The 23,903-nt window shown below is 37.3% G+C and carries 14 protein-coding genes; 8 read left to right on the top strand and 6 right to left on the bottom strand.

Annotation, left to right across the window (positions count from 1 at the left end; all coding sequences use genetic code 11):
• The first annotated feature begins 34 nt into the window (after nucleotides 1-34).
• From ACFIMU_RS05875 to glmS, 3 genes are all read left to right on the top strand, one after another.
• On the top strand, nucleotides 35-823 hold the full coding sequence (locus ACFIMU_RS05875) for a cytochrome c biogenesis CcdA family protein (RefSeq protein WP_375606726.1): 789 nt from the start codon (nucleotides 35-37) through the stop codon (nucleotides 821-823).
• Nucleotides 824-837: 14 nt separating this feature from the next.
• A complete protein-coding gene (gene glmU / locus ACFIMU_RS05880; protein ID WP_375696891.1) occupies nucleotides 838-2,202 on the top strand; it encodes a bifunctional UDP-N-acetylglucosamine diphosphorylase/glucosamine-1-phosphate N-acetyltransferase GlmU in 1,365 nt (454 codons plus the stop codon).
• Between the two features lie 172 nt (nucleotides 2,203-2,374).
• On the top strand, nucleotides 2,375-4,198 hold the full coding sequence (glmS, locus tag ACFIMU_RS05885) for a glutamine--fructose-6-phosphate transaminase (isomerizing) (protein WP_375609367.1): 1,824 nt from the start codon (nucleotides 2,375-2,377) through the stop codon (nucleotides 4,196-4,198).
• 388 nt (nucleotides 4,199-4,586) lie between these two features.
• On the opposite strand, the gene recG is transcribed toward glmS, so the two are convergent.
• The gene (gene recG / locus ACFIMU_RS05890) at nucleotides 4,587-6,695 is read right to left on the bottom strand and encodes an ATP-dependent DNA helicase RecG (protein WP_375696892.1); all 2,109 of its coding nucleotides are present in this window, start codon (nucleotides 6,693-6,695) and stop codon (nucleotides 4,587-4,589) included.
• A 366-nt stretch (nucleotides 6,696-7,061) separates the two neighbouring features.
• Here recG and dnaE point away from each other — a divergent pair, with 366 nt between their 5' ends.
• Nucleotides 7,062-10,550 (top strand): DNA polymerase III subunit alpha, encoded by a 3,489-nt coding sequence (gene dnaE / locus ACFIMU_RS05895; protein ID WP_375615123.1) that lies wholly within the window; start codon nucleotides 7,062-7,064, stop codon nucleotides 10,548-10,550.
• A 191-nt stretch (nucleotides 10,551-10,741) separates the two neighbouring features.
• Here the strand turns inward: dnaE and ACFIMU_RS05900 are convergent, their stop codons facing one another.
• Together ACFIMU_RS05900 and ACFIMU_RS05905 are read right to left on the bottom strand one after the other, a co-directional pair.
• The gene (locus tag ACFIMU_RS05900) at nucleotides 10,742-11,992 is read right to left on the bottom strand and encodes an FAD-binding protein (RefSeq protein WP_375614539.1); all 1,251 of its coding nucleotides are present in this window, start codon (nucleotides 11,990-11,992) and stop codon (nucleotides 10,742-10,744) included.
• Nucleotides 11,993-12,044: 52 nt separating this feature from the next.
• Complete coding sequence (locus tag ACFIMU_RS05905; RefSeq protein ID WP_375606646.1) at nucleotides 12,045-12,293, bottom strand: zinc-finger domain-containing protein; 249 nt, start codon at nucleotides 12,291-12,293, stop codon at nucleotides 12,045-12,047.
• A gap of 327 nt (nucleotides 12,294-12,620) precedes the next feature.
• On the opposite strand from ACFIMU_RS05905, the gene ACFIMU_RS05910 reads away from it, so the two are divergent.
• Together ACFIMU_RS05910 and ppx are read left to right on the top strand one after the other, a co-directional pair.
• Nucleotides 12,621-14,801 carry an RNA degradosome polyphosphate kinase gene (locus ACFIMU_RS05910; RefSeq protein WP_375696893.1) on the top strand — a complete coding sequence of 727 codons (2,181 nt, stop codon included), beginning with the start codon at nucleotides 12,621-12,623 and terminating at the stop codon, nucleotides 14,799-14,801.
• A 6-nt stretch (nucleotides 14,802-14,807) separates the two neighbouring features.
• On the top strand, nucleotides 14,808-16,325 hold the full coding sequence (gene ppx / locus ACFIMU_RS05915; RefSeq protein ID WP_375606644.1) for an exopolyphosphatase: 1,518 nt from the start codon (nucleotides 14,808-14,810) through the stop codon (nucleotides 16,323-16,325).
• Nucleotides 16,326-16,595: 270 nt separating this feature from the next.
• Here the strand turns inward: ppx and ACFIMU_RS05920 are convergent, their stop codons facing one another.
• The 3 genes from ACFIMU_RS05920 to rnd form a co-directional block, all read right to left on the bottom strand.
• Nucleotides 16,596-16,799 carry a DNA-binding protein gene (locus tag ACFIMU_RS05920; protein ID WP_375608337.1) on the bottom strand — a complete coding sequence of 68 codons (204 nt, stop codon included), beginning with the start codon at nucleotides 16,797-16,799 and terminating at the stop codon, nucleotides 16,596-16,598.
• A gap of 344 nt (nucleotides 16,800-17,143) precedes the next feature.
• Complete coding sequence (locus ACFIMU_RS05925; protein WP_375606643.1) at nucleotides 17,144-17,287, bottom strand: hypothetical protein; 144 nt, start codon at nucleotides 17,285-17,287, stop codon at nucleotides 17,144-17,146.
• A gap of 145 nt (nucleotides 17,288-17,432) precedes the next feature.
• Nucleotides 17,433-18,587 (bottom strand): ribonuclease D, encoded by a 1,155-nt coding sequence (gene rnd / locus ACFIMU_RS05930; protein ID WP_375686555.1) that lies wholly within the window; start codon nucleotides 18,585-18,587, stop codon nucleotides 17,433-17,435.
• 132 nt (nucleotides 18,588-18,719) lie between these two features.
• On the opposite strand from rnd, the gene aspS reads away from it, so the two are divergent.
• Nucleotides 18,720-20,513 (top strand): aspartate--tRNA ligase, encoded by a 1,794-nt coding sequence (gene aspS, locus ACFIMU_RS05935; protein WP_375696894.1) that lies wholly within the window; start codon nucleotides 18,720-18,722, stop codon nucleotides 20,511-20,513.
• 797 nt (nucleotides 20,514-21,310) lie between these two features.
• Nucleotides 21,311-23,560 (top strand): DNA topoisomerase IV subunit A, encoded by a 2,250-nt coding sequence (gene parC, locus ACFIMU_RS05940; RefSeq protein WP_375608316.1) that lies wholly within the window; start codon nucleotides 21,311-21,313, stop codon nucleotides 23,558-23,560.
• Nucleotides 23,561-23,903 lie beyond the last annotated feature (343 nt).

Below are 23,903 nucleotides of genomic sequence, written 5' to 3' on the forward strand. Positions count from 1 at the left end.
ATGGGGGTAAACTATGATGAGAGATGGGGTATGAATTTTGATTGAAGTTTCAACAGTTGGTGTGTTTTTTGCTGGGGCACTCTCTTTTTTGTCACCATGCGTTTTGCCGTTAGTTCCTCCCTATTTGTGTTATATGGCAGGGATTGGTATTGATGATTTTCGTTCAGAAAATCGTGATGAGAAAGTCTTTATACGGTGGACTTTATTGTCTTCTGTTATTGCTTTTGTTCTTGGGTTTACGACTGTTTTTGTTGCTTTAGGTGCCAGTGCTAGCACAATTGGGAAATTCATCGGTTATTATCGTGATTGGTTTGCACTTGCTGCTGGAATTGTCATTATTATTTTTGGTTTAAATTTTTTGGGGATTTTCAAGATCGCTTTTTTATTTCGTGAAGCGCGTTTTCAGACCCATAAAACACCTGCTGGTCCTTTAGGCGCGTATATTATTGGTTTAGCTTTTGCCTTTGGTTGGACACCGTGTATTGGCCCCATTTTAGGGCCTATTATAACGCTTGCTGGAACAAAAGAGACGGTGGGCGAGGGAGCTATTCTCTTAGCAGTTTATGCATTAGGTCTTGCTGTCCCTTTTGTGTTGGCAGCTTTATTTTCGAGCAGTTTTATGCGATTTTTAGGCGCTTTTCGTATTCATTTAGGAAAAGTTGAAAAAATTATTGGTATTTTTCTTCTTCTTACAGGGATTTTGTTTTTAACAGGTTCTATGCAGGATATTTCATTTTGGCTTTTAGAACATTATCCTTCGTTGAGTTATATTGAAGATATTCGTTGGCACAATATTATGAATTTTTTTGGATTTTCTCGTTAGTCTTATGTGTTTTTATGGTTAGAAGTTGTCTTTCTATTGTTCTTGCTGCAGGTGAGGGGACGCGCATGAAATCGCCTCTGCCTAAGGTACTTCATAAAATTGCTGGATTGCCTCTTATATGCCATGTTTTAAAACAAATAGAATTGGCTGGCTCTTCGCAATTAGCCGTTGTTGTGGGATGTGGTGCTAAGGAGGTTACGCACGTTGTTCAGTCATTTGTAAAAGATGTAATGATTTTTGAACAAAAAGAGCGTTTAGGAACTGCCCATGCTGTTTTGTCTGCTCGTTTAGCTTTGCAAAAGGAAGTGGATGATGTTCTCATTGTTTTTGGGGATACGCCTCTCATTCAGCAAGATTCATTGCACCAAATGCGTGCACAGCTTGTTGATGGAGCAGATGTTGTTTTTGCAGGTTTTCATACCCAAAACCCAACAGGTTATGGGCGTCTTCTCGAGAAAAATGGTAAATTGATCGCAATTGTAGAAGAAAAAGACGCTAGCGATAGAGAAAAAAAGATTTCTTTTTGTAATGGTGGAATACTCGCTATGCGCGGAAAACATGCGCTTTCTCTTTTAGAGAAGGTTGATAATAACAATATAAAAAAAGAATATTACTTAACAGATGTTGCTTCTCTTGCAACACGTGAAGGATTAGATGTACGCGTTGTTGAAGTTCCTTTTGAAGATATTGTAGGAATTAATAATTGTTTTGAGCTATCGAGGGCTGATTCTTTATGGCAGAAACGTAAAGCATACGATTTAATGTTATCAGGTGTTACACTCTTAAAACCAGAAACAGTCTATTTTTCTTATGATACAGAAATTGAACCAGGCGTGGTGATAGAGCCAAATATTTATTTTGGGTTAGGCGTAAAAATACACTCTGGTGCGGTTATTCATGCATTTAGTTATCTCGAAGGTGCTGTGGTTGGTAGAGATGCACAGATTGGTCCCTATGCACGTTTGCGTCCTGGAACAGAGTTGGCGAAGGCTGTAAAGGTTGGAAATTTTTGTGAAGTTAAACAAGCCAAGGTAGGAGAAGCTTCTAAAATTAATCATTTGAGTTATATTGGTGATGCCGAAATTGGTGCACATACCAATATTGGAGCTGGTACGATTACATGCAATTATGATGGATTTAACAAATATAAAACGATGATTGGTGATCATGCTTTTGTTGGGTCTAATACGGCGCTTGTTTCTCCATTGGTGATAGGGGATGGTTCTTATGTTGCTTCAGGAAGTGTTATTACTGAAAATATTCCTATGAATAGTATGGCTTTTGGGCGTGCACGACAGGTTATAAAAGAGGGCTATGCGACAAAATTTCGTACGCGCTTGTTAGAGAAAAAATTGTCAGAAAACAAACAAAAAAAATGATCTTTTTCAGTCTATTTCTTTGTTTAGTGCTGATCGAACGATGGAGAGGCGGTTTATTTTTAAAGATTGCCGTACTCCATGTTTGAATTATTTTATTATTTACAGTTTTAAATAAAGGTTGTTGGATTGTTTTATAAGATTTAAATCTTAAGATGTGGGTTGGAGCTTTTTAATGTGTGGAATTATTGGAATTCTTGGAAAGAGGTGTGTTACGTCTTCTTTGGTTGAGGGTTTAAAACGTCTTGAATATAGAGGGTATGATTCATCTGGGGTGGCGACAGTCCATAATGGGCATCTTTATCGTGTACGTGCTGAAGGAAAACTTGTTCGTTTAGAAGAAAAATTAAAAAAAATACCTCTGGAGGGAAGTTTAGGGATTGGCCATACCCGTTGGGCTACGCATGGAATTGCTGTTGAACGCAATGCGCATCCCCATGTAACTAAAAAGCTTGCAGTTGTTCATAATGGTATTATTGAAAATTTTATAGAATTACGAAAGGAACTCATTGAGGATGGTTATATCTTTGAAACAGAGACAGATACAGAAGTTATTGCACATTTAATAACGCGTGCATTAAAAAGTGGTCTTTCTCCGCAAGAAGCCATGCGTACAAGTTGGAAACGGTTGCAGGGGGCTTTTGCTATTGCTCTTATTTTTGAAGGTGAAGATAATCTTATGATTGCGGCTTGTTCTGGTCCACCGCTGGCAATCGGTTATGGAAAAGATGAATTTTTTGTGGGATCAGATGCCATTGCTTTAGCGCCATTCGTTGATCATATTAGCTATATGGAAGATGGGGATTGGGCTGTTATCACACGGGAGGGTGTCACAATTTACGATGCCAACAACCAACTGATAAAACGTCCTGTGACACCATTACTTGAAGGGGCTTTATTGATCTCTAAGGGTAATCATCGTCATTTTATGCACAAGGAAATGTTTGAACAACCTGAAGTGATTTCTCATAATTTGGCGCATTATCTTGATCTTGGGAATTATGCAGTTCGACCACTTGAGAATTTGATTGATTGGAAAAATATTCATCGGCTTCTTTTTGCGAGTTGTGGAACGGCTTATTACTCAACCTTAGTTGCGCGCTATTGGTTTGAAAAATTTGCCGCTTTAAGTGTTGATAATGATGTCGCTTCGGAATTTCGTTATCGCGAACCTCCTATAACGTCTGATGCGTTATCATTGTTTGTTTCTCAATCTGGTGAAACAGCGGATACATTGGCTTCTTTGCGTTATTGTCGTGAACGGGGTATAAAAACAGCAACAATTGTGAATGTTGAACAATCAACAATGGCAAGGGAGGCTGATTTTATTCTCCCAACACTTGCCGGACCAGAAATTGGTGTTGCTTCAACAAAAGCCTTTACCTGTCAATTGGCAACGCTTGCTTCACTTGCTCTTAGTGCTGCTAAACAACGTGGTTATCTTACAGTTCAAATGGAACAGCAATTGGTTCAGCAGTTGGCAGAAGTTCCTCGTATTTTAAATGAGGTCTTAAAATTAGAAGGCAAAGTTGAATCTATTTGTCGTGATTTGGTGAATGCAAAAAGTGTTCTTTATTTAGGACGTGGAACTTCTTATCCGATTGCTTTGGAGGGAGCCCTTAAATTGAAAGAGCTTTCTTATATTCATGCTGAAGGTTATGCGGCGGGTGAGTTGAAGCATGGACCAATTGCGTTGGTAGATGAGACAATACCCGTTATTGTTGTGGCGCCTTATGATCGATGGTTTGAAAAGACTTTTTCTAATATGCAAGAAGTAGTAGCGCGCAATGGTCGTATTATTTTAATAACCGATAAAAAAGGAGCAGAGGTAGCGTGTCTTAAGACTTTATCAACGATTACTTTGCCAGATGTTTCAGAATTTATTGCTCCTATTATTTATGCTCTCCCCATTCAGTTAATCGCTTATCATACGGCTGTTTTATTAGGAACAGATGTTGATCAACCCCGTAATTTAGCAAAATCAGTTACGGTTGAATAAAAGTATATTTCTGAATCTTTTGGAGAATAATCAAATGTAAGAAATTGATTTATAATGAAATTTATTTTTTCATTTTTCTCTGTTGAACGAGAATACTGAAGAAAGTTTTTTCTTTCTCAATCTTTACAATAAAACAAAAAATATCTTTTTACCTATCAAAAACAGATCAGTTATGTGAATATAATAGTAAAAAAAGACGCAATATTGCTTCTACTGTTTTAATACAAGAATAATTCAGATTGAGAGAGAAGATAGTGCTGTTGATTTATTATTCGTTCATGAAGCATAAAGATGGTAAGAGACTGCGTAGATCATTTATGGGTAATTCTAAGAGAAAAAACCATATTTGAGCAGAGAGATAGTTAAGTTTTTTATTAGATGGTCTTTGTTATCCTGCTCGTAAGAGGCGTGTAGCGTCATTGTGTCCGAAAAGATAAAGTAGCAATCGTAAAGCTTGTCCTTGCTCAGAAGAAAGATGAGGATCGCGTTGTAAAAATAAATGAGCATCTTTTCTTGCCATTGACAAAAGATCGCTATGAATTGCAAGGTTTGCTATATGAAATTCAGGGACTCCGGATTGTTTTGTACCTAAAAGCTCTCCTTCGCCTCGTAGGCGCCAATCTTCTTCAGCGATTTCAAAACCATCTTCTGTATTGCGGATAATATTAAGGCGTGTTGCTGCTGTTTTAGTCAGTGGATCTTTATAGAGCAAAATGCAGGAAGATTTTTTATCGCCTCGTCCTACACGTCCACGTAATTGGTGCAATTGAGAAAGACCAAAATGTTCCGCGTGTTCGATGATAATGATCGAAGCATCTGGAATATCTACTCCCACTTCAATGACGGTGGTTGCAACTAAAATACGTGTATTTCCACATTTAAAAGATGCCATAGCGGCTTCTTTTTCCGCTGTAGACATTTTTCCATGGATCATACCAACGTGTGCTCCAAAGCGCTCATAAAGAAATACAAAGCGGTTTTCAATTGAAGTGAGATCAAGAGCTGTCGATTCCTCCACTAAAGGACAAATCCAATAGAGCTTTTCTCCTTTTTCTAATGCAAATGCGATTCGCTCTATAAGTTCATGAAGACGTTTTAAAGAAAGGGTTGCTGTTGTAATGGGTTGTCGCCCAATTGGTTTTTCTGTAATTTTAGAGACATCCATATCACCAAAAGCTGTTAAGACAAGTGTGCGCGGAATGGGCGTGGCGGTCATAACCAGCATATCAGCTTTATTACCTTTTTCTGTAAGAGCGATACGTTGATGGACACCAAAACGGTGTTGTTCATCGATAATGGTTAAAGCGAGATTATTATAAGTAACGCTGTTTTGTATGAGAGCATGAGTTCCGATAACAATAGAAACTTGACCTGACAGAATATCATTTAAGATATTTGTCCGCAATTTTCCTTTTTCTCGTCCTGTTAAAAGCGTTGTTTGTAATCCGATTTTTTCGGCAAGAGGGGCAATAGTGGCAAAATGTTGCCTGGCAAGCACTTCGGTTGGTGCCATTAAAGCTGATTGTCCTGAATTTTCAGCAATTTGTGCCATTGCCATTAATGCAACGACAGTTTTTCCTGCGCCTACATCACCTTGGAGTAGTCTTAGCATCGGTTCTGGTGAAGCAAGATCATTTGCGATATCTTCTACTGCTTTTTTTTGTCCGGTTGTGAGTTGAAAGGGGAGGATATTGAGCAATTTGTTAGTATAAATTCCTGTTGCTGGTCGAGAAGTGCCAACAAGAGATTTAGTTTTCAAACGCACGAGTCCTAGCGCCAATTGACAAGCAAACAATTCATCATAGGCAAGGCGTTTGCGTGCTGTACTTTCTAAGGATAGATCATCGGGGATGATGGGCGCATGGATGCGGCGTAAAGCAACAGAAAAAGAAGGAAAATTTTGCTGCCTTTTTACATTTTCATCTATCCATTCCGGTAGAAGAGGAATAAAATCAAGAGCGTTTTGTATGGCGCGTCTTAGTGTCTTGGCCGCTAGTCCTGCAGTAGATGGATAAATCGGTTCGATGAGAGGTATCTGATTTGATTGTTCGCTTGGGGCAATATAGTCTGGATGCGCCATTGAAAGCTGTCCATTAAACCATTCAACTTTTCCTGATATAATGACTTTTTTTCCTTCGGGAAGTTGTTTTTTTAGCCAAAGAGGTTGAGCATGAAAAAAGACTAAATTTATTTTTCCTGTTTGATCATGCGCAATAACACGATAGGGAATTCGGTTATGACCACGTGGGGGTGGTTGATGTTGATCGATGACAATTTCAAGCGTAATAGTATCTCCTTCTTTTGCACAAGCAATGCTGGGACGCATTCTGCGGTCTATAACGGAATGGGGCATTAATTGAAGGAGATCAATAAGGGTTGCTTCCCGTTGTGTAGGATTAACATTTAAGAGTTTGGTCAGTAAGCCATAGACTTTAGGTGTAATACCAGAAAGGGTTCGAATAGAGTTGAAAAGAGGGGCAAGAAGACTTGGAGGCATGAGAAAATTTAACCTGCTCTTTTTGTTTTTTCTAGACCTTTAGAAGAGCTTTTTGGGGATAAAGTCATTAAAGAAGATGATATTTTATTTACACATTGCGTTGTAAAAAGAGAAATTATCTTTAAAAGAGAAATAAAATAAAAAAATGAAAGTACTTATGGCATATTTTGCTTCTTTTTATTTTAGGCGTTTATTTGCTGTGAATAGAGGCACTTTCTTGATAGAACTCTCTTATAAATATCAATAAAATTAGGATATTTTTTCTATGTGAGATGATAAAATTTATAGCTTTAAAGTTATGCTAGCCTGAATTTTTTTCTTTAAGGGGGCTGTTTGGCATTTAGTTTATAGTAGGAAATTGTGAGAGTGGTTAAAGATAAAAATAAAATGCAAGAGTACAAAAATTCTCTTCCTCGCTTTATTCATTTGAGAGTGCATTCAGCTTATTCCTTGCTCGAAGGAGCTTTAAAAATCCCACAAATTATTCAACAGACGATTGTAGATCATGCTCCAGCGGTTGCTATTACCGATACCAATAATTTATTTGGTGCTTTGGAGTTTTCGCAGTATTGTCTTTCTCATGGGGTTCAACCCATTATTGGTTGTCAGCTTACCGTTGATTTTTGTGATGAAAATGATCATTCACATTTGGTTAAAGGACGTAATGCTTCTGATTTCTGCTCTATTGTTCTGTTCGCTTCTAGCGAAACCGGTTATGCTCATTTGGTTCGTCTTGTAAGCCGTGCTTATCTTGATAAATGTGATACTGATCCTCCTCATATTAAAGCTGATTGGTTGTCAGAACACAGTGAAGGTATAATCGCTTTAACGGGTGGAAAGGGAGGACCTATTAATCGTTCTTTGTTAGAAGAAAAAAAAGAACGCGCTGTTGAGCGCTTAATTTATTTAAAAAAAATTTTTTCTGATCGTCTTTATGTGGAATTACAGCGACATGGCTCTTATGACCGAAGAGTAGAAGCAGATCTTATTGAATTGGCTTATGCACATGAAATTCCTCTTGTTGCAACGAATGAAGCCTTTTTTCTGAAGAGAGAGGGGTATGAAGCGCATGATGCATTGATGGCTGTTTCAGAAGGACAAATCGTCTCTAATCCAGATCGCAAGCGAGTGACGCCAGATCATTACTTGAAGTCACAAGATGAAATGGTTGCGCTGTTTTTTGATCTTCCAGAAGCTTTAGAAAATAGTGTTGAAATTGCATTGCGTTGTCATATTGCCACGCCTCTTCGAAAACCGATATTGCCTCGTTTTATAGAACAATCTTCTAATTCAGAAAATACTTTAGAAGCAGAAGATAGTGAATTGTTAAATCAAGCTAAAGCTGGTTTGAAGATGCGCCTTGAAACAATTGGATTGGCTGAAGGGTATACGATTGCAGATTATGAGCAGCGATTAGATTATGAGATTTCAGTTATTACGCGTATGCAATTTTCTGGATATTTTCTTATCGTTTCAGATTTCATAAAATGGGCGAAGATTCATGATATTCCTGTTGGTCCAGGGCGGGGATCTGGTGCTGGTTCACTTGTTGCTTATGCATTAACGATTACCGATGTTGATCCATTGCGTTTTTCCCTTCTTTTTGAACGTTTTCTCAATCCAGATCGTGTTTCGATGCCAGATTTTGATATCGATTTTTGTCAAGAGCGGCGTGAAGAAGTTATTCAATATGTTCAAAAAAAATATGGACGTGATCAAGTTGCTCAAATTATTACCTTTGGTAAGTTACAGGCACGTGCAGTTTTGCGTGATGTGGGGCGTGTTTTAGAAGTTCCTTATCGTCAGGTGGATTATCTTACAAAATTAATTCCTGCCACCCCAGGAAGTCAGGTAGAATTAGCGGATGCTATTAAGGATGAACCTAAATTTGAAGAGGAAAAGAAAAAAGATCCCGTCATTGGACGCGCATTAGATATAGCACTTCAGTTGGAAGGGCTTTATCGTCACGCTTCAACGCATGCTGCTGGGATTGTTATCGGAGATCGGCCGCTTTGGGAGCTTGTCCCGATGTATCGTGATCCTCGTTCTGATATGCCTGTTACACAATTTAACATGAAATATGTAGAACAGGCAGGGTTGGTAAAATTTGATTTTCTTGGACTAAAAACACTGACTGTTTTGAAAATGGCTGTTGATTTTGTTGCCAGAAAGAAGATCAAAATAGATTTGTCAAATATCCCTCTAAATGATGAAGCAACCTACGCTATGATGGCATGTGGTGAAACGGTTGGTGTGTTTCAGGTGGAAAGTTCTGGTATGCGCAAGGCGCTGATTGGAATGAAGCCAGACCGTATTGAAGATATTATTGCGCTGGTTGCGCTTTATCGTCCTGGTCCAATGGAGAATATACCAACCTATAATGCACGTAAACACGGGGAAGAGGAGATAGCTTCTATTCATCCTAAAATAGATCATCTGATTAAAGAAACACAAGGTGTTATAGTCTATCAAGAACAGGTGATGCAGATTGCTCAGGTGCTGGCTGGTTACTCGCTTGGAGAAGCTGATTTATTACGGCGCGCTATGGGGAAAAAAATTCATGCAGAAATGCAAAAACAGCGTACGCGTTTTGTCAATGGCGCTGTTGCTGGTGGTGTTGATAAAGAGCAAGCTGATATTATATTTGATCTTTTAGCAAAATTTGCCGATTACGGTTTTAATAAATCACACGCTGCTGCTTATGCGATTGTTTCTTATCAAACAGCGTATATGAAAGCCAATTATCCCGTTGAGTTTTTAGCTGCTTCAATGACGTATGATATGACGAATACCGATAAGCTCAATGATTTTCGGCGTGAAGCGTTAAGGCTGGGTATTGAAGTTATTGCACCTTCTATACAAACATCTCATCGTATTTTTGAGGTTGGTGATAACTGTATTTATTATTCTCTTGCGGCCATTAAAGGTGTGGGAGAAACGGTTGTAGATCATATTGTCACTTGTCGTGGAAATGAGATTTTTAAGGATTTGGAAGATTTTTGTGCGCGTGTTGATCCTCGTATTGTTAATAAGCGTGCGATGGAAAGTTTAGTTTGTGCTGGCGCTTTTGATTGTTTTAACATTGCACGCGAAGTTTTATTAGCGAATCTTGGAACCCTTCATGCGCGAGCGCTTCGTATTCTCGATGACAATTCTAGCGGGCAGGTTGACATATTTGGAATGGCAGGCGGATTAAAAGAGCCCTTGATTTTATCGCAAACGACTCCTTGGTTGTTGGCTGAAAAACTTTATCGAGAATTTCAAGCTATAGGTTTTTACTTTTCAGCTCATCCATTGGATGAGTATCAAGCCATTCTCGCTAAAAAACGCGTTCAGACTTGGGGTAATTTTTCCAATGCCGTTAAAGGGGGAGCAACGGCTGCACGGCTTGCTGGAACTGTTGTGGCAAAAAACGTGCGCAAAACAAAATCTGGTAAAAAAATGGGAATTATTCATTTTTCTGATACAAGTGGACAATATGAAGCAGTTCTCTTTTCTGAGGCACTCTCGGATTATGAAGAGATGCTAGAACCCGGAAAATCTTTTATTATTACGGTGAGCGCAGAAAATCGCTCTGAAGGAGTTAGTTTGCGAATTGAGACAATTCAGTCTTTGGAAAAAGAAGCGTTACAGCAGCATAAAATGATGCGTCTTTTTATAAAAACAGTTGATATGCTTCCACAAATTGAACAAAATTTAAATCTTGGGGGAAATGGAGAGGTTGGACTTATTTTAATTCAAGAGGATGGATTGCGAGAAGTTGAAATTGCGCTTCCTAAGCGATATAAGGTAAATTCACATGTGGCAAATGCTATGAAATTAATTCAGGGTGTTGTTGATGTAGAATTGAGTTAAAGAAAGATTAAAGATGGGAGCTGATTTTGAGTGGTGTTTTTGCTTTTAGGAGAGCTAAAAATTGAGCTTTTAAAATCGAATTGTAGGTTTAGAAAAATATTGCTTTTATTTGAGTAAATTATGATATTTTTTTAGTGTCATAGAATCAAAAAATTTCTTTCTTTCATAATATTCAAAGTACGGGAAGAATTTTATAAGTTTTTATCACGATTTTTTATAGAATTCATCGCATCATACATATAAAGCCAATTGAGATCTGACATAATGCTCTCTGGTGTACGAATTTTCATCATGAGATTACGTGCAATTGCTATGGGCCCCGTTGCATGATAGGATAATCTGTTGAAATCTCCGCGTTTTTTTACTGCTGCAATACGGGGGGTACGTGTTTTTTCGTAAAGCGAAAGTGCTTTCGTTAATGAAAGATTTTTCAATGAAAGTGCTTTTGCTAATGTGGCGGCATCTTCGATTGCCATAGCGGCACCTTGTGCTGCAAAAGGTAAGGCAGCGTGTGCGCAATCGCCAACAAATACTTGTCTCTCTAAACCGATAAAACGATTTTGTTTCATTTGAAAGAGTGGCCAATAACTCCATTCATCAATATGATCAAAGATTTGTAAGATTTTTGAATTCCAAGCTTTAAAAAGAGATTTAAGTTTTTCTTTATCTCCTTTATAGGCCCATCCCTCTTTTGAATTATCCCCATGTGTAATAGCGACAAAATTTACAATTTTTTCTGACGATTTAATGGGATAAACAACAAGATGATTTTGAGGCCCCATCCAAGCCGTAATTGTCTTCATATTTTGCAATGAAGAACGAAAGTCTTGAGGAAGATTATCAAGTACTGTTGTTGCTCGCCAAGCAATAAAACCACTAAAATTTGCTCTTTCATGAAAAGGAAATTGTTGCCGTAGTGTTGACCAAACGCCATCACATCCGATCAGGAGAGGGGTTGAATAAAGCTGTTGTTGTGTTGCTGTATCTGTTTTTATTGTGGTTATTTTAATGTTGGTTGCCGATTGGGTAGAAGATACAATCGTTTCGCCTGCTTTGTATTTGATCAAAGGATTTGCAATCACTGCATTATATAAAATTTTTTGTAAAGCCGCGCGGTGAATCGTCATATAAGGGGCTTTCCAGTATTTTTCTGTTAGAGTGATAAGATGAGCACGTAGACGTATTTTTAAAGATATTCCATCTTTTAACTCAAGAAAATGTGGGATTGTCGCAACTTCAGTGAGTTTGTTAAGAAGTTCCCAGCGAGCAAGAATAGATGTTGCATTTGGTGTCAGTTGAATACCAGCGCCTATCGTTTCAAGTTTTTTACACTTTTCAATAATGATGCTTGCAATTCCTTTATGAGCGAGTGCTAAAGCGGTACTTAAACCAGCGATTCCTCCTCCAACGATGATGGGTGATTGTTCTACAAACGATTTCATATTAAACAAGCAGAATTAAAAGAGTAGTTATTTAAGAAAGCCCTAGAACACATTATAATAGCTTGTCTGGATGATATAAACATCCTGTTGGGTTTGTTTGATCGTACGATAACGAGGGAACATAACGATAAAGGGTTGAGCAGTAAGGGCAAATTTTCTCATCAGCAGCGCCCATATCAATAAAAATATGAGGGTGATCGAATGGTTGTGTAGCGCCTACACACATAAACTCTTTCACACCAATTTCGATTGTTTTATATCCAAGGTCATTTTGAAAATGGGGAATATTGTGATCAGCCATGGCGTACAAACTCCAGAATAAATTGTCTCATTAGTTATGATAAGGCTCTTCTATTTTATAAGTGTGAGTTTGTAATAAAGCGTATCATAATGCAAGATGCTTTTTAAGACAAACTACTCCTCTTTTATGCTATAATCAGAATAGTTGTCTTACTTTTAGCGCTTTGCGCATAGAACCTCGTTCCAAGTATTTTAAAATATTAAATGGAAACATGACAAGAAAAATGGGGCATTGATGTATTATTATGATGATAACATATTATAAAATATTATGTGAGATATTTCGTCAAGGATTTTAGAAAATATAAAAGAAGCTTAGTTAGAATATATGGAAAAGAGGGTGAAAGATAAAATTTCTATATCAAATATAACAATGAAAAATCCGATACGGTTTATTAATCGAGAGTTTTCATGGCTACAATTTAATAATCGTGTTTTGATGGAAGCAGCTAATTCGAAACATCCTTTATTAGAACGTCTACAATTTCTTTCTATTTCAGCTGCAAATCTTGATGAGTTTTTTATGGTTCGTGTTGCAGGACTAGCAGCTCAAATTCGTGCTCGCGTTACAGCGTGCAGTGCAGATGGGCACACTCCACAGGAACAACTTGATATTGTGCTCGCTGAGATTTCAAAGCTGCAGGCTCACCAACTACGAGAATTGAATGTTTTACGTGATGAATTAAAAAAGAATGATATTGAAATTATTTGTTCTGATGATCTTTCAGAAACTGAAAAATCATGGCTTGAAAAATATTTTCTTGAGACAATTTTTCCTGTTTTAAAACCTTTGCCTGTTGATTCTACTCATCCTTTTCCATTTATTCCTAATTTAGGGCTTTCTATTGGGCTTCAATTGTCTGGAGAAGCTGATCAGAATTCACACACAGTGTTGTTGTCTATTTCAATGCTTTTAAGGCGTTTCATTCTTCTTCCTCAAGAAGGTAATCATTTTCGTTTTATCGCATCTGAAGATGTTATTTGCCTTTTTATTAAACATGTATTTCCTAACTATGAGATTAAAGGAATTGGTACATTTAGAATAATCCGAGATAGTGATATTGAAGTAGAAGAGGAAGCTGAAGATCTTGTTCATTTTTTTGAAACTGCTCTTAAAAGGCGGCGCCGTGGACAGGTTATTCGAATTGAATTTGACGCAAAAATGCCAGAGAGTTTACGCCAATTTATAGCGAATAGTCTTGCTGTTCCTGATCATTGTATTAATGTTCTTGATGGATTTTTGGCGCTTAATATGGTATCAGAGATTGTTTCTATTCCTCGTGATGATCTCAAATTTATTCCTTATATTTCTCGTGTTCCGAAATGTATTCGTGAACATCATGGGGATTGTTTTGCAGCTATTCGTGAAAATGATATTGTGATTCATCACCCCTATGAGACATTTGATGTTGTTGTCCAATTTTTACGTCAAGCTGCTTGCGATCCTGATGTTGTAGAAATAAAACAAACACTTTATCGTACATCAAATGATAGTCCAATTGTTGGCGCTTTGATTGAAGCAGCTGAACAGGGAAAGTCTGTGACTGCTTTGGTAGAACTTAAAGCACGTTTTGATGAGGAAGCAAATATTCGTTGGGCCCGGGATCTTGAATGTGCTGGGGTTCAAGTTATTTTTGGTTTTATTGCATTAAAAACACATGCTAAGATGTCATTGGTTGTGAGACGTGAGGGAAAACGTCTTCGCTCTTATGTTCATCTTGGAACAGGAAACTACCATCCCATTAACGCTAAAACTTATACCGATCTTTCTTTTTTTTCCACGGATGATGTTATTGCTCATGATGTTGCGTTATTGTTCAATTATATTGCGCAATATGAGCGTCCAAATGAAACAATAAAGATTGCTTTTTCACCCTTAACATTGCGTGGTCGTATCTTAGAGCATATTGAGGGAGAAATTGTTCATGCACAACAGGGAAGATTTGCTGCTATTTGGATGAAAGTTAATGCATTGGTTGATCCTGAAATTATTGATGCTTTATATCGTGCCAGTCAAGCAGGGGTGCAAATTGATTTGGTTGTGCGGGGGATATGTTGTTTACGTCCTGGTATTCTAGGAATTTCGGATAATATTCGTGTAAAATCAATCGTCGGGCGTTTTCTTGAACATAGTCGCATTTTTTGTTTTGGGAATGGTCAAGATTTGCCTAATGAAAATGCACTCGTTTACTTAGGCTCTGCTGATATGATGCCTCGTAATTTGGACTATCGTATTGAAATATTGGTTCCAGTTTTTAATAAAATAGTGCGTCAAAAAATTCTTTTACAGATTATGTTAGCTAATATCATTGATAATCAACAAAGCTTTGATATACTTAAGGATGGAACATCAAAACGTATTACACCGCAGAGAGGTGAAAGTCTATTTAATGCGCAGGAGTATTTTATGGCCAATACAAGTTTTGCGGGGGAAAATGAGTCTTTTGAGTCTTCTGTTTCGCGCTTGGTTGCGTTGCATCGGCAACAAGCCGAAATACATAAAGACTAAAATCCAATGACATATAGAGATGCTCAAGGTCGGTTAAAAGGGCGTAAGCCTGTTGCTGTTATTGATATTGGCTCAAATTCTGTTCGGTTGGTTATTTATGAGGGGCTTGTTCGATCACCAACGGTTTTATTTAATGAAAAGATTCTTTGTGGTCTCGGTCATGGTGTGGCGAAAACGGGATTTTTAGAAGAAAAATCGATGAAGATGGCGTTGCAAACACTGAAACGGTTTCGTACGCTTTGTCGACAGATTGGGGCAGATGAGGTCTATACTTTAGCAACAGCAGCAGCACGAGATGCACAGAATGGCGTAGCATTTATTCAGCATGCTGAAGATATTTTGCAAAATAAAATATATCTTCTTTCAGGAAGTGAAGAAGCTATGTATTCAGCCTATGGAGTTGTGTCTACCTTTTATCAACCAAAAGGTATTTCTGGGGATCTTGGTGGTGGAAGTCTTGAGCTGATTGATATTGATCATTCTGATGTTGGTGAAGGGATAACGCTCCCATTGGGTGGTTTAAGGCTACAGTATATATCAAATAATGATAGTGCTGTAGCTACAAAAATTGTACATGAGCAATTTTATAAATCGTCTGTTGTTCGTGCTCGTAAAGGTATAGCACGTTATTTTTATGCAGTAGGGGGGACATGGCGTAATTTGGCAAAACTCCATATGGCAATGAAACACTATCGGCTTCCTGTTATGCATGGCTATGAAGTTGATGCTGTTGAAATGGAGAACTTTTTACGTCTTGTAGCGCGTGGCAATATTGATAATATGAGAGGGATTGCAGCGGTTTCTCAGAACCGTCGAAAACTTTTATCTTATGGGGCAATAGTTCTTATTGAACTCATTCAGTGTATGGAGTTTGAAAAGATAATCTTTTCTGGTGCTGGCGTTCGTGAAGGTTTTCTTTATTCACGATTGCCGCAGGCGATTCGACTTTCTGATCCTCTCATTGCAGCATGCACAGAAATGGCTATTTTACGGGCACGTTCACCAAAACAAGCAGAAGAACTCATTGATTTTACGACGAATGCTTTTGAAGTTTTTGGAATTTCAGAAACTGAAAATGAATGCCGTTATCGTCAAGCCGCTTGTCTTCTTGCGGATATTGGTTGGCGTATACATCCAGATTATCGAGGCAATGAAGCAGCAAATCAAATAGCTTTAGGATCTTATCCAGGAATTTCTCATGAAGGGCGCCTTTATGCGGCGCTTTCTGTTTTTTTTCGCAATACGAGTTTATTGGTTGATAAAGAATCTCTTCCCATTTTTCAATTAGCAACTCAAAATATAATTGATAAAGCACGTATTCTCGGTGAAACTATGCGTCTTGCTCATCTTTTTAGTGCTTCTGTTGCAGGAATTTTACCTCATTTATTGTGGCATAAAAAAGCAGATCATATTATCTTGCAGATCCCAAAGAATTACGCTGGATTATTAGGAGAACGTCCTCTTGGACGATTAAAGAAGTTATCAACAATAATAAAACAACCTCTCGCTTTTGAAATTTTTTGATTTTTTTCCTAATTTATTCGTGTTTTATGTCTTATAATAAAGCCATTGACGAGGGATAAGCTAGGTAGCCTGTCATCATGAGCTGAACAACTGGTTGTTTCATAATGCCTGATCCAGACTTTACGCAAGGCATTTGTAATGCCCTGAGCATTCATAAAAGAAAATATAATTTTTTATTCTGTTATTTGCGTCACAGGATGTGATTTGCATTTCATAAGCTTCATGTAAAAATAAAAGCCTTGTCCGTCCTTACGTGACAAGGTTTTCTTTTTATGCTGCGTCGTTATAACGTTTCTGTTTAGCTTTCTTGATTATATTGATAAGATTTGATTGTAGCCAACGCGATAAAAAAACAAATTTTAAAGATTTTTGGAGAGATCCATTGGTTATATGACGCCGGAATGTTGAACCACTTATATGAAGTAATTTTGCACTTTCACGGTTTGGCAAAAGAATATCATTTTCTGACTTTATAAAATCCTTTCACTATAAAAAATAGAAACAAATCATAACTATTTATTAATCATATTTTTGAATCCTGTGTAAGATGCTTAATCTATAAAAAACAGCGCTTTATCATATAATTTCTTATGTGATACTTTATGATTCTTATTGAGATAAAATGAGAGAATCCTACGATATTCGGAGTTCTAATTCAATATAAATAACGCTAGATTATCTTTATAAATCAATATATTGTCTTTGTTAGGTATTTTAGTTGTTATGCTGGCTCGTTTTTGATTGTTAGATTGCAATCTCGGTAGTTTTTTTATACGATATGGTGACGTGAGGCATTATATCTTTGTTTTTTCCTATTGCTAGGCTGCTATTTTTGTAATGAATGCGCTTTTATTATCAGAGCTTTTTCTTTTTAAAGCTTTTAAATAAGGGGCTGTCTGTTTTTTTAGATTATTTTTAATAGGATTGCTATTTGATTGAAATGATAAAGATTTAGCTGTCATTTTAATAAGAGTTCACTATTTAATTTTTTAACTTTATCAGAAGTAGGCTTTATTTATCCTGTTTGCATTGGCCTATAGGGCATACCAATTGATGTAGATAATGAGTAGCGTAATGGATTTTTTAAAATAAAAATGTAAATGTAAATTAAAGCTGTTTTGTGCTTATTTTCCCATCGTGAAAGTAAAAACCTATCTGGCCCTTTAGCAGTTGTTCGGCTTTTTGACCAAATATTTCATAGCGCCAGCCATTCATAGCGGGAATATTTTTCTTTATTCCTCCATTGGCAATTTTTTCTAAATCATTAGATGTTGCAATAATTTTAGGGGCAATGCTGTTTTCATTTGCAACAATTTTTAATAACACTTTGAGCAGATCGATAACAGCGGCTGTCGTATCATTGAGTGGATTATGTTTAGGAATGGGGGGTAAAGTGGAAAGATCCACCTCTAATCCTTCGTGGACAGCTTTGATTAATGATTGAGCAATTGAGAATTTATCCCAATTCTTATTAAGACTGCGTAACCGTTTTAATGCAGATTCATCTTTTGGTTGTTGGATTGCTATTTCTATAAGACATTCATCTTTTATAATATGACGACGTGGCATATTGTATTTTCGTGCTTCACGTTCACGCCAAGCTGCTATCTTTTGTAATACAGCAAGTTCACGTGGCTTTTTAATTTGTCCTTTCACTTTTTTCCATGCTTCATCTTCTGGCATGTCATAGGTTTTAGGATTTAAAAGGATTGTTATTTCATCGTCCATCCAGTGAGCACGTTGATTTTTTTCTAACCGTTTTTTCAATAACAGGTAAACATCTCTTAAGTAAGTTACATCGGCAAGTGCGTAGAGCAGTTGTTTTTCAGATAAAGGTCGGCAACTCCAGTCTGTAAAGCGGGAGGATTTATCAAGATGATGCCCTGTGCAGCGTTGTACAATTTGATCATAGGAGATAGAATCACCAAATCCACAAATTGATCCTGCTATTTGCGTATCAAAGAGAGGGGAGGGAATAACACCTCCAAGGTGATAAATTGTTTCAATATCTTGGCGCGCAGCATGAAAAACTTTTACAACTTTTTTATCGATCATAAGGTCAAAAAATGGTTGTAAATCAATATCTGGTGCTATGGGATCAATCAAAACTGTGACATCTGGTGATGCGAGCTGGATTAAACACAGTTGAGGCCAAAAAGTTGTTTCGCGGATAAACTCAGTATCGACAGTTACAAAATCAGAGGTACGTAGAGCGTTAAGTGCAATTTTAAGATCTGTTGTTTTTGTAATAAGATTCATCATTTTATTATAATTCGATAAATTAAATTTGTGCTTTATTGACTTTATTTCTGAGTTTTTATTCTCATATCTTGACAAATGGTTATTAAAAAGCGTTTGTAGCGCATGTGAATATTATAATCAAAGGCAAAAAACATGCACCGTTATCGCAGTCATCATTGTGCGGCTCTTCGTAGATGTGATGTAGGAACACAAGTTCGTCTTTCAGGATGGGTTCATCGTGTTCGTGATCATGGAGGGATTCTTTTTGTGGATTTACGTGATCATTTTGGAATCACACAAATTGTTGCTGACCCTGCTTCACCAGCTTTTAAAGTTATTGAAAAAGTGCGTTCTGAATGGGTTATTCGTGTGGATGGGGAGGTATGTGCTCGTTCTGATGAGGTTATTAATGCAACGCTTCCAACAGGTGAGATTGAAATTTTTGCACAAGAGGTAGAAATTCTTTCAAAATCTGATGAGCTTCCTTTACCGGTTTTTGGTGAGCCTGATTATCCAGAAGATATTCGATTAAAATATCGTTTTCTTGATTTGCGTCGGGAGACTATGCACAAAAATATCATGCGTCGGACTGAAATTATTGCAGCTATGAGACGGGCTATGCAAAATAATGGTTTTACGGAATTTACGACGCCACTTTTGACAGCTTCATCGCCGGAAGGGGCGCGTGATTTTTTAGTTCCAAGTCGTGTTCATCAGGGAAAATTTTATGCGTTACCGCAAGCGCCACAGCAATATAAACAATTGTTGATGATGTCAGGTTTTGATCGTTATTTTCAGATTGCTCCATGTTTTAGAGATGAAGATCCAAGGGCCGACCGTCTTCCTGGTGAATTTTATCAATTAGATGTTGAAATGAGTTTTGTTGAGCAAGAAGATGTTTTAGCAACTATGGAACCTATTATGCGTTCTATTTTTGAAGAATTTGCGGATGGAAAAACTGTGACACAAAGCTTTCCTCGCATTTCTTATGATGAAGCAATGCGAAAATATGGTTCTGATAAGCCTGATTTGCGTAATCCGATCATTATGGAAGATGTTTCTCAGCATTTTTATAATTCTGGTTTCAAAGTCTTTGCTCAAATTTTAGCGAATGATGAGAATGCACAAGTGTGGGCTATTCCAGCTAAAACGGGTGGAAGTCGTGCTTTTTGTGATCGTATGAATGTATGGGCACAAGGCGAGGGGCAACCAGGACTTGGCTATATTTTCTGGCGTGAAGAAGAAGGAAAATTTGAAGGAGCAGGGCCTATCGCCAAAAATATTGGTGAACAGAGGACTGAAGCAATCCGTATACAGCTTGGGCTTGAAAGTGGGGATGCCTGTTTTTTTGTAGCTGGAGACCCTAAAAAATTCGCATCTTTTGCTGGAGCAGCACGCACAAAGGTAGGGGAAGAATTAGATCTTCTTGATAGAGATAGTTTCTCTTTGGCGTGGATTGTTGATTTTCCATTTTTTGAATGGAATGAAGATGAAAAAAAGATTGATTTTGGACATAATCCTTTTTCCATGCCTCAAGGGGGAGAAAATGCCCTTGCCTGTCAAGATCCTCTTACTATTAAAGCTTTTCAATATGATCTTGTTTGCAATGGTTATGAAATTGCATCAGGTGGAATTCGTAATCACTTACCAGAAATGATGCTTAAAGTTTTTGAACTTGTAGGACTTTCTAAGGAAGTTGTGAAAGATCGTTTCGGTGGTCTTTATCGTGCATTCCATTATGGGGCTCCGCCACATGGTGGCATGGCTGCGGGAATCGACCGCATCATTATGCTGTTGCAAGGTGTTAAAAATTTGCGTGAAGTTGCTTTATTCCCTATGAATCAACAAGCACTTGATCTTTTGATGAGTGCTCCGTCTGAGGTTTCTCCTACACAATTACGTGATTTAGGAATCCGCATGGCTCATACTCATAAAAATAGTTCATAAAGTTGGTTGTGGATTGTTGTCATCTTTCTACATAAAGTGAAGCGTTGATGCTTCTCTATGGGGTCAGTGTGTGTACTATTTGTAAAAATTGAGATAAACAAAAAATGCTGTTGTTTTGATTTTTTATGAGGGTATTATTTTTAAAAAAATATCTCTCAATGCTGTCAATTGTGTTTTACGATGCTTTTTCGTATGAAAGGTATAACTATAAAAGCCTCATGAGTGATATAAAAATCGTTGTGTAGCACTATCTTTACTAATAATCACCGTTTTACTTTCTAGATTTCAATTATTGATAGTTCTTGTAAGCAAATGGGTTTATAAGAGGTATTTTTCTTCCTTTCTTCATATAGAAGCTTTTCCGCTTATGATAAGCGGGGAAATGTTTGTGATTGATTGATTGTAAGAAATGAGAGAATTCTACAATATTCTGGAGTTTCATTTAAGTTGTAAAAAAATTAATTATCTTTATATATCAATATATTATTTATTTTGAAAATGTCAGTTTCTCTATTTAACACTGAAAAAATGATTTACTTTCTTTGTTATTTATCACTTAAAGAGGATATTTAAAAAGTTTTCGATAATGTATGAAGTATTTTCATATACTGCTTAGGACAAGAGGGAAGAACATGTATAAATTTTTCAAATTGATATAATTTTCTGTTCATGTTTTAATTGCAGCACTTATTTTTATGTCGTTGACTTTTAATAAAAAAGTCGACTCATAAAGGGTTGTTTTAAATAAATCCTATAAAATAACTTTTTATTATTGTGGGAACTTTTGTTCTAATATTATGTCTGATAAAATGAATTTACCTTTTGATAAAGAACATATTGAGCCAATAGAATTACGTTCTGCTTTACAGGAACGTTATTTGGCTTATGCGCTTTCTACGATTACGCACCGTGCATTGCCTGATGTGCGTGATGGGTTGAAGCCTGTCCATCGGCGGATTGTTCACGCGATGCGGCTTCTCAAACTAAATCCTGGACAGTCTTATGCGAAATGTGCGCGGATTGTCGGTGATGTCATGGGAAAATTTCATCCTCATGGGGATGCATCTATTTATGATGCTTTGGTGCGCTTGGCTCAAAGTTTTGCAGTTCGTTATCCGTTGGTTGATGGACAAGGCAATTTTGGCAATATTGATGGTGATAATGCTGCTGCCATGCGTTATACGGAAGCACGGATGACTGAAGTGGCAGCATTGTTGCTTGAAGGTATTAATGAAAACGCCATTGATTTTCGTTTAACTTATAATGAGGAAGATGAAGAGCCCGTTGTTTTGCCTGGGGCTTTTCCTAATCTTTTAGCAAATGGTTCATCAGGGATTGCTGTTGGTATGGCAACATCTATTCCACCCCATAATGTTGCTGAGCTTTGTGATGCGGCGCTCCATTTAATTGCACATCCCGATGCACATGATGAGGAATTAAATCAGTTCGTTCTTGGTCCTGATTTTCCAACTGGTGGCATTTTAGTTGAGCCTAAAAAGAGTATTGAGGAATCTTATCGTATTGGTCGGGGTTTTTTTCGCTTGCGTTCACGTTGGCATCAGGAATCTGGTAGCCGTGGTTCTTATGTGATTGTGGTGACTGAAATTCCCTATCAGATTCAAAAGTCACGTCTTATTGAAAAAACAGCAGAGTTACTGCTTGCTCGGCGATTACCAATGCTTGAGGATATCCAAGATGAATCAGCAGAAGATATCAGAATCGTGCTGGTTCCTAAAAATCGGTCGGTTGATCCGGAGCTCCTTATGGAGTCTCTTTTTAAATTGACTGACTTTGAAGTAAGATTTCCCCTTAATCTGAATGTTTTGTCTTTGGGAAAAATACCCAATGTCCTTTCTTTGCGAGAAAGTTTGCATCAATGGCTTGAACATCGTCAAGAAGTGCTTATTCGTCGCTCTCATTATCGGCTTGATCAAATTGATAGCCGATTGGAAATTCTCCATGGATATCTTATTGCCTATTTAAATCTCGATGAGGTCATTAAGATTATTCGTGAAGAGGATGAACCTAAAAAGCAGCTTATCAGTCGTTTTGAATTAACAGAAAATCAAGCAGAAGCTATTCTTAATATGCGCTTGCGCTCTTTACGTAAGCTTGAGGAATTTGAAATTCGTAAGGAATTTGAAAGTTTGAAAGCTGAAAAAGAAAAGCTAAAGAATTTGTTAGCTTCTCCTATAAAACAGTGGAAAATAATTTCAGAAGAAATCAAAAAAGTTCGAAACACTTTTGGTCCTGAAACACTCTTGGGGAAAAGACGTACGACGTTTGAAGAGGCACCAAGACATGATCTTGATGATATTCAACAAGCAATGATCGAAAAAGAACCGGTTACTATTGTTATTTCTGAAAAGGGGTGGGTGCGTGCTTTAAAGGGGCATTTAAACGATTATAAAGCACTTTCTTTTAAAGAAGGAGACAGTTTAAAGTTAGCCTTTCCAGCATTTACGACCGACAAGATTGTGCTGATCAGTACGGGGGGAAAGTTTTTTGCTATTGGTGCAAATAGTTTACCTGGAGGGCGGGGACATGGTGAACCTATTCGTCTTTTAGTTGATATGGACGATGAGCACGATATTTTTACAGCTTTTGTGCATCATGCAGAGGGAAAATTGCTCTTGGTTTCGTCTCATGGAAATGGCTTTATTGTCCTTGCTTCAGAAGTGATCGCCAATACACGAAAAGGAAAGCAAGTGATGAATGTCAAATCTCCTGATAAGGTGAAACTTTGTGTTCCGGTAAATGGTGATCATGTTGCTGTGGTCGGTGAAAACCGTAAAATGCTTATTTTTTCTATTGAACAAATACCAGAAATGAATCGTGGTAAAGGTGTTCGTTTACAGCGTTACAAAGAGGGTGGCATTGTTGATGCCAAAACTTTTAATTTATCAGAAGGTTTAAGTTGGCAAGATACAGCTGATCGAATCTTTAACCGCCAAGCTGATGATCTCATTGAATGGATGGGAACGCGTGCGGGCGTCGGGCGTTTGGTTCCAAGGGGATTTCCAAAATCGGGAAAATTTATCAATTAAATTTATTTTATAAACGGGAAAGTGCCGTATGACTTTATGATATGCAATATATTGATTTATAAAGATAACGTATCACTTTTATAGTGAAAGAAAGACCTAAAGTGTGAGTTTTTTTCTTAATTTTTGTCTTGTTTAGGTTAAATCAGTAAAAAATATTTGCTTGCATGTCATAAGATGAGGGGGGGATTGTGTGCATAAAAACTATTGAAGAAAAGAATAAAAATATTTCTTATAGACCGTTTGAAATATAAGAGCTATTGCAACAATAGGTATGTTTGTTTTTTAATCAGTGATTATATTTTTGGAAACTGGGAATAGTATTATGATGACGATTTGCGTCTTT

Source organism: Bartonella sp. AC70YNML, from assembly GCF_042196545.1.
Taxonomy (GTDB): Bacteria; Pseudomonadota; Alphaproteobacteria; order Rhizobiales; family Rhizobiaceae; genus Bartonella.